The following is a 7189-nucleotide window of genomic DNA, read 5'->3' as shown; positions in this document are numbered from 1 at the left end:
CCCGGAGTCGGTGTTCGCCATTCAGTTTTCGCACGGCGATGGCACGCCCAAGGGACGCACCGCCCGCGCAAAAGAGCTGAACTACCCCATGAACCCGGACTACGGCTGCTGCGGCTTCCACCAGCCCAGCCAGAACCTGGTGAATGCCTACAAAACGGATGCCCAGGGCCTGCCGCTGTTCACCACCTTCAACAACTCGGATCTGGTTACGCCGGCCGATTTCCAGAACAACACCGTGGACCCGCGCCTCGACCACACGGTGGCCATTCCGAGCCATCCCTACAAGTACCTGCCTACGTTTGTATTCGAGAATTCGTGGCTGCGCGACCGCAACACCTACGGCGTGTATATGTCGATGAAGGAGAACGTATTGCCTTCCGACCCGAGCTTCCAGAAGACGCCGCCCTTCATGACCACGTCGAAGAACTGGACTATCATCCGCTACGCCGATGTGCTGCTGTGGAAAGCCGAGGCCCTGATCGAACTGGGTCGGCAGGCCGAAGCCCTACCCATCATCAACCAGATCCGGCAGCGGGCCGCCGCCAGTACTACTCGCCTGAAGAATGCCGCCGGCGGCAACATTTCCAATTACCGCATTGGGCAGTACCCGGCCACGGGGTGGACGCAGGTGTACGCCCGAGAGGCGCTGCGCTACGAGCGTCGCCTGGAGTTTGCCATGGAAGGCTACCGTTTCTTCGACCTCACGCGCTGGGGCATTGCGGCTCCCTATCTGAACACCTACTTCGACAGGGAAAAAACCAAACGCCAGTACCTGCAAACCGCCCGCTTCACCCAGGGCCGCGACGAGTACCTGCCCATCCCACTCAACCAAATCAACTTCAGCAAAGGCCTCTACCAGCAGAATCCCGGCTGGAATTAAGACGCTGATAGAGGGAATATTATGCCGGGCGAAGTTGGATTGTGGGAATGGTGCAAGCCAGCGCCTCAGCGATTATCCTGCTTAGGCTTGGTTGGGTAACTAGGCAGCAGATAGCACTTGAGGTGCTCCAGCAACGCTCGGCATGGCTACTCCTTACCCGAAAATTTTCTTGTGTTCATAACTACATAATTCATTTAGCGTCGGCGGCACTCCTTCTCGCCCCGGTTGTCTATAGCTTTCTGCGCCGTGAAAAACAGCAATGTATTCTTCTGGTCCCTGGTAGTTGCACTAGGGGGCTTTCTATTTGGCTTCGATACGGCCGTGATTTCCGGGGCTGAAAAAGCCATCCAGCAGCTCTGGGGGCTAAGTTCCGTGAAGCATGGCTTTACCATTGCCATTGCCCTCATTGGCACCGTGTTCGGAGCCATCTTCGGTGGCGTCCCGTCGGATAAGCTGGGACGTCGGCAGACGCTCCTTGGTATTGCCGTGCTCTACCTAGTGTCGGCCCTGGGCGCGGCTCTCACTTCAAGCTGGGGGCTGTTCATGCTGTTTCGATTTTTAGGCGGCTTGGGGGTGGGGGCTTCTTCCGTAACGGCGCCGCTCTACATCTCGGAAGTGTCGCCGGCGGCCAAACGCGGACAGATGGTGGCCCTATTTCAATTCAACATTGTGTTCGGCATCCTGGCGGCCTACCTTTCCAACTACCTGCTGACGGGGGCTGGTGAGAACGACTGGCGCTGGATGCTAGGCGTGCAGGCCGTCCCGGCGCTGGCGTTTTTTCTACTGCTGTTCCGCGTGCCCGAAAGCCCCCGCTGGCTGCTGGGCCAGGGTCGCGTAGAGGAAGGCCGCGCCGTCATGCGGCGCATCGACCCGGCCACGGCCGACCAGGACGTAACAACCATCCTAACGGCTAATGCGGCCGACGAAGCGGCCGGCGGCGAATCGCTGTTTGCCCGGCAATACCGCGGGCCCGTGCTCTTGGCCGTGTTATTTGCCGTGTTCAACCAAGTGTCGGGCATCAACGCCATCATCTACTACGCCCCGCGCATCTTTGAAATGACCGGGCTCGGCAAAGGTTCCGCGCTGCTGTCCTCGGCCGGTATCGGCCTAGTGAATTTCCTGTTCACGCTGCTGGCCATGAACGTTATCGACCGGTTCGGCCGCCGCAAGCTCATGCTGATTGGCTCGTTTGGGCTGATTGCCACGCTAGGGCTAGTGGCCCGGGCTTTTTACACCGAGCAGTTCAACGGGTACACCGTGCCGGTGCTACTGTTTGTGTACATCGCCTTTTTTGCTTTCTCGCAGGGGGCCGTTATCTGGGTTTTCATCTCGGAAATTTTCCCCAATACGGTCCGTGCCAAAGGCCAGGCGTTGGGCAGTTCCACGCATTGGGTGATGGCGGCCATCATTGCCTTCACTTTCCCCTATTTCGCCGAGAAACTCGGTGGCGGCCACACGTTCGCTTTTTTCTGCTCGATGATGGTGCTGCAACTGGTCTTCGTGTGGCGCTTCATGCCCGAAACCAAAGGTACCACGCTGGAACAGCTCGAAAAGACGTTGGTGATTCACTAAGTCGTAACGAGAAAAAAGACCGGCGAAACGGCTATACTATTCCTGCAATGGCAAGTAGGTGGCAGTGCCCGACCGGATGTTCTTTTACAACACCTTCCATCCTATGTCAAATACGATAGTCTGTTACGGCGAAATTTTGTGGGACGTGCTGCCCAGCGGCAGGCAACCCGGTGGTGCGCCTTTCAATGTGGCCGTGCACCTGCGCCAGCTGGGGTTGCCCGTTGAGTTCATTAGCCGCGTCGGCGACGACGAATTGGGTACCGAACTACTTGAGTTCGTTGCTTCCAAGCAGCTGAGTACCACGTACGTGCAGCGCGGCAAAACTCACCTCACCGGCGTGGTAAAAGCCAATGTGGATGATGCCAACGAGGTGACGTACAAAATTGTGCACCCGGTTGCCTGGGATTATATTCAACATGATGCGGCCCTGGAAAAGCTGGTAGACGAGGCGGCCATGTTTGTATACGGCAGTCTGTCGGCCCGTAGTAATGCCAGCCGCGAAACGCTCTACCGGCTGCTAGAACACGCGAAGTTCAAGGTGTTCGACGTCAACATGCGCCCGCCGCACTCCACCCGCGACGTGGTCAAGTATCTGCTCGGCAAGGCTGATCTGGTGAAAATGAATCACCACGAGCTAGCCGAAATCATGCGTTGGTTCAGTGAGGAAACCGATAAAGGAACTGCTATGCAGTGGCTGGCCGCCCGCTTCAACCTGCAAGGGGTGTGCGTTACCTGCGGGGCTGATGGGGCCCTGCTCTGGACCAATGGTCAACTTTACCGGGCTCCCGGCGTGCCCGTACAGGTCAAAGACACCATTGGCAGCGGCGACTCCTTTCTGGCGGCACTGCTCAAAGGCTGGCGGGCTGGGCAGGAGCCTGGTGAGTGCCTGCGCTTCGCCTGCGCCACCGGCGCGCTGGTGGCTACCCACCTTGGCGCAACCCCCACCATCAGCGAAGCCGCAGTACAGGAACTGCTGGCTGTGCAGGCAGTGTAAGTTGCCGCTTCAGCGTAATTAAACCGTCATTGCCCTTTACATAACGGCCTACTACCTCTCCCTTATTCCCACCCATGAAAAAGACTTTCCTTCTGGCGCTTTCCTTGTGCGGCATGATTACTAGCAGCCAAGCTCAAACCGCTGCCAAACCCATTCCGCCGGCCACGCCACAGTATCGCCCGGTCTACCACTTTAGCCCGGCCAAGATGTGGATGAACGACCCCAATGGCATGGTGTATCACAACGGCACCTACCACTTGTTCTTCCAGCACTACCCCGACGGCATGGAGTGGGGCCCGATGCACTGGGGCCACGCCACCAGCAAAGACCTGCTGAGCTGGCAGGAGCAGCCCATTGCGCTGTACCCGGATAAGCTGGGCTGGATCTTCTCGGGTAGCGCGGTTATTGATGCTAACAACACAGCCGGCTTCGGCAAGAATGCGATGGTGGCCATTTTCACCCACCACAACGACCCGGAAGAGAAGAAGAAAACCAACAAGCATCAGTACCAGAGCTTGGCTTACAGCCTCGACGAAGGCAAAACCTGGACGAAGTACCCCGGCAACCCCGTGCTGCCCAACCCCGGTATTCAGGACTTCCGCGACCCAAAAGTGAGCTGGAACGAGGTGGCCAAAAAATGGGTGATGACGCTGGCCACCAAAGACCGAATTACGTTCTACGCCTCGCCGAACCTAAAGGACTGGACCAAGCTGAGTGAGTTCGGCGAAAAGCTAGGCGCCCATGGTGGCGTGTGGGAGTGCCCCGATTTGTTTCCGCTGACCCTAAATGGCCAAACGCACTGGGTGCTGCTAGTGAGCATTAACCCGGGCGGGCCCAACGGCGGCTCGGCTACGCAGTACTTCATTGGGCAGTTTGATGGCAAAACCTTCACGCCTCAAACCACCACGCAAAAGTGGGTGGATTGGGGCAAGGACAACTATGCTGGCATCACCTGGGCCAATACCGGCGCCCGCAAAATTTTTCTGGGTTGGATGAGCAACTGGGAATACGCCAACCAAGTGCCCACTTCCCCCTGGCGCAACGCTATGACTGCGCCGCGTGACTTGGCCCTGAAGCAAGTCGGGCAGGAAATTTACCTGACCTCTATGCCAGCGAAGGAAGTAGCCCAGCTGGTGCAGCCCAGCCAGTCGTTGAAAAATTTTATCGTAAAATCAGAGCTAAGCCTAACAGATAAAATCCCAGGCTTGGCGTCGCAGTTTCAGCTTCAGCTAAGCACCAAGCAACTCCAGGATTTTGCATTTGTGCTGGGTAACGCCAAAGGCGAGGAGTTAGTTATCGGCTACGACAAGCAAGCCAACCAATATTATATCGACCGGAGCAAAGCGGGCCAAATGGCGTTTAGCTCCACATTTGCCGGCCGTCACCCGGCACCGCGCCTGGCCAACGGCTCCGTTGCCGACCTTACGCTACTCTTCGATGCTACGTCAGTGGAAGTGTTTGCCGATGGCGGCCTGACCACGATGACCGAGCTATTTTTCCCCACGCAGCCTTACACCACGCTGAAGCTGAAATCGACCAGCGGCCTCACGGTAGACGCGTTGAGCTACGCCAAACTGACGCCGCATGTGAAATAGTGTTTCCACAGAAGTCTAGGCCTTACAGCCTGGGCTTTTTCTTTTCCAACCTTCTAATTCCTACCTCATGAGCAACTGCTTTTCCCCGCTGGGAACGGCCGGGCTCCTCGGCGTGTCGCTACTTTTCGGTAGCTGCGCCAAGGAAACGGCCATTCCTGCTACGGCTCCTACCGCGGCGCCGAGCAGCAACTCCCTCGTCTGTGGCCCGCGCGCGGAGACTTCTGCCTACCAACTCTACCCCCTCGGCGACCAGCAGGCTCCCATCGGCGACGTAATGCCGTACTTCGACCCGGAGACCAACGCCTTTAAGGTGTACTATCTTAGAGACATCTGGAACGACGCCACGCACCAGCGGCACCCGTGGTGGGGCCTCGGCACTAGCAACTTTGAGGTGGTCGAGTAAATCAGGACAGAATAGGGTCTACTCTTTCGAATGTCATGAAAGACAGCCCCCAACCCGACAAACGCCGCCGCTAGGATGCCGCCTTTCGTGCCGAAGCCTTGCGCCTGGCTCGCGAAAGCCGCTCGACGCAGGCCGCCGCCCGCGCCTTGAATATCAGCCCCAAGCTGCTTTACAAGTGGCAGAAGCAAGTGCTCACCCCCGTGGCCGCGGCCCGCGGGGCAGAGTTAGACCTAGCCACCGCCGCCGAGCTACGTCAACTGCGGGCCACCAACCGACGGCAGGCGCAGCAATTAGAGATTTTAAAAAAAGCCATTGCCCTCTTTTCGCAGACCCCGGACCAATGAGTCGCTACCGCTTTATCGAGGCGCAGCGCACACAGTATCCGGTGCGCCTGCTCTGCGAAGTGCTACAGGTGCCCACCAGCGGCTACTATGCGTGGCGACAAGCGCAGCGGCAAGTAGTACGCTGTGAGACACCCGCTTGGGAAATGGCATTGGTGAAGATCTTTGGCCGCCATAAACGCCGCTATGGCACCCGGCGGCTCCAGGTCGCGCTGCACCGCAAGGGCTACCGCGTGGGTCGCCAGCGCCTGCGTGCGGCCATGCGCCGGCGCGGCCTGCGCGCGCTGCAACCCAAGGCCATCACCCCGCGCACGACGGATTCGACGCACGGGCTGCGCTGCGCGCCCAACCGGCTGCTCGATCAGCCGAAGCCCACCCAAGCTAACCGCGTGTGGGTCAGTGATATCACCTATCTACCGCTGGCCAATGGCGAGTGGGCTTATCTGTGCGCGTACCAAGATAGGGCCAGCAAGCAAGTAGTGGGCTGGCAGGTCGGGGCCGCGATGCCGGAAGAACTGGTAACGACTGCTTTACAACGGGCCTTTCGGGCGCAGCAACCTACTCCAGGCTGGTGGTCCACTCCGACCGCGGCGGGCAGTACTGCGGCAACGTCTACCAGCAACTGCTGCACGACCACGGGGCGGTGCGCTCGCAAAGTCGGCGCGGCGACTGCTACGATAATGCCCAGGCGGAAAGCCTGTGGTCGCGCCTCAAAACGGAGGTGCTCGAACTGCGCGAATGGCCCGTTTTTGCTGATCTAGCGGACGCGCAGCGCAGCGTCGACGACTATTTCAACTATTATAATCATGAGCGCCTGCACTCCAGCATTGGCTATCAGACGCCGTACCACGCTCACCAACAGCCCCTTCCACTTAACGCCCTAAACTGTCCAGGCTAAACGAACCACCTCACTCAGGTTCGAGAACATAGCCATCGGCATAACGGGCGAGGCTTCGCCGGCACCGGTGGTCAGGTTGTAGTTGAGCACCCGGGGGTTGGCCTCGAAGTCGACCAGAAACGAATACAGCCGCCCATCGGCCGTGACCACCGTCATGTTGGTTTGGGGAAAGCTCTGCTAGTTGGCCTTGAGCTTGACAATGTTTTCCGCGCCCTGAGCCTTGTCGGCAATGATACCTGCGTTGCCCAGATCCACGTAGGTCACGGCGTAAGGGAAGATCAAGTGGGTGGTTTTCTGAAAGCCTACGCCCAAGTGAGAGCCAATGTGATTCTGTTCCCCAAGAGCGAGCATCTTCGGAGCCAGGGCCACCGGTACCGCCACCTCAGCTGGTGCCGGGGCCGAGAAGTTGCCTGGCAACTGTGCTGAGGTCATGGACCGGCGGGTAGCAACAGACTTTTGGGCCATAACAGGTAGGGCCGCTACCGTTAGGGCGAAGAGACCTAAGC

General features: G+C 58.7%; 7 protein-coding genes and 2 pseudogenes. 8 read left to right on the top strand and 1 reads right to left on the bottom strand.

What is annotated here, in order from left to right:
- From ACFE7X_RS20635 to ACFE7X_RS20600, 8 genes and pseudogenes are all read left to right on the top strand, one after another.
- On the top strand, nt 1–880 hold an 880-nt coding region (locus ACFE7X_RS20635; RefSeq protein WP_375437580.1), incomplete at its 5' end, for a RagB/SusD family nutrient uptake outer membrane protein.
- Between the two features lie 246 nt (nt 881–1126).
- Nucleotides 1127–2452, top strand: a complete 1326-nt coding sequence (locus ACFE7X_RS20630; protein ID WP_375437579.1) for a sugar porter family MFS transporter — start codon at nt 1127–1129, stop codon at nt 2450–2452.
- A 103-nt stretch (nt 2453–2555) separates the two neighbouring features.
- The gene (locus tag ACFE7X_RS20625; RefSeq protein ID WP_375437578.1) at nt 2556–3446 is read left to right on the top strand and encodes a carbohydrate kinase; all 891 of its coding nucleotides are present in this window, start codon (nt 2556–2558) and stop codon (nt 3444–3446) included.
- Nucleotides 3447–3520: 74 nt separating this feature from the next.
- On the top strand, nt 3521–5041 hold the full coding sequence (locus ACFE7X_RS20620) for a glycoside hydrolase family 32 protein (protein ID WP_375437577.1): 1521 nt from the start codon (nt 3521–3523) through the stop codon (nt 5039–5041).
- Nucleotides 5042–5108: 67 nt separating this feature from the next.
- Entirely contained in the window at nt 5109–5444 is a 336-nt protein-coding gene (locus ACFE7X_RS20615) for a hypothetical protein (protein WP_375437576.1), read from the top strand.
- 89 nt (nt 5445–5533) lie between these two features.
- Nucleotides 5534–5788 (top strand): annotated as a pseudogene (locus tag ACFE7X_RS20610) (transposase); the annotation flags it as partial.
- Entirely contained in the window at nt 5785–6546 is a 762-nt protein-coding gene (locus ACFE7X_RS20605) for an IS3 family transposase (protein ID WP_375437575.1), read from the top strand. The pseudogene ACFE7X_RS20610 and the gene ACFE7X_RS20605, both read left to right, overlap by 4 nt.
- The gene (locus ACFE7X_RS20600; RefSeq protein ID WP_375437574.1) at nt 6429–6683 is read left to right on the top strand and encodes an integrase core domain-containing protein; all 255 of its coding nucleotides are present in this window, start codon (nt 6429–6431) and stop codon (nt 6681–6683) included. The genes ACFE7X_RS20605 and ACFE7X_RS20600 overlap by 118 nt, the downstream gene beginning before the upstream one ends.
- Here ACFE7X_RS20600 and ACFE7X_RS20595 read toward each other — a convergent pair.
- Nucleotides 6666–7115, bottom strand: a pseudogene (locus tag ACFE7X_RS20595) (DUF4138 domain-containing protein). The gene ACFE7X_RS20600 and the pseudogene ACFE7X_RS20595 sit on opposite strands and share 18 nt — an antisense overlap.
- Nucleotides 7116–7189 lie beyond the last annotated feature (74 nt).

The organism is uncultured Hymenobacter sp. (genome assembly GCF_964242765.1).
Lineage (GTDB): Bacteria > Bacteroidota > Bacteroidia > Cytophagales > Hymenobacteraceae > Hymenobacter.
The sequence above is the reverse complement of the archived record's forward strand: the minus strand, read 5'-3'. Positions and strand labels throughout refer to the sequence as shown.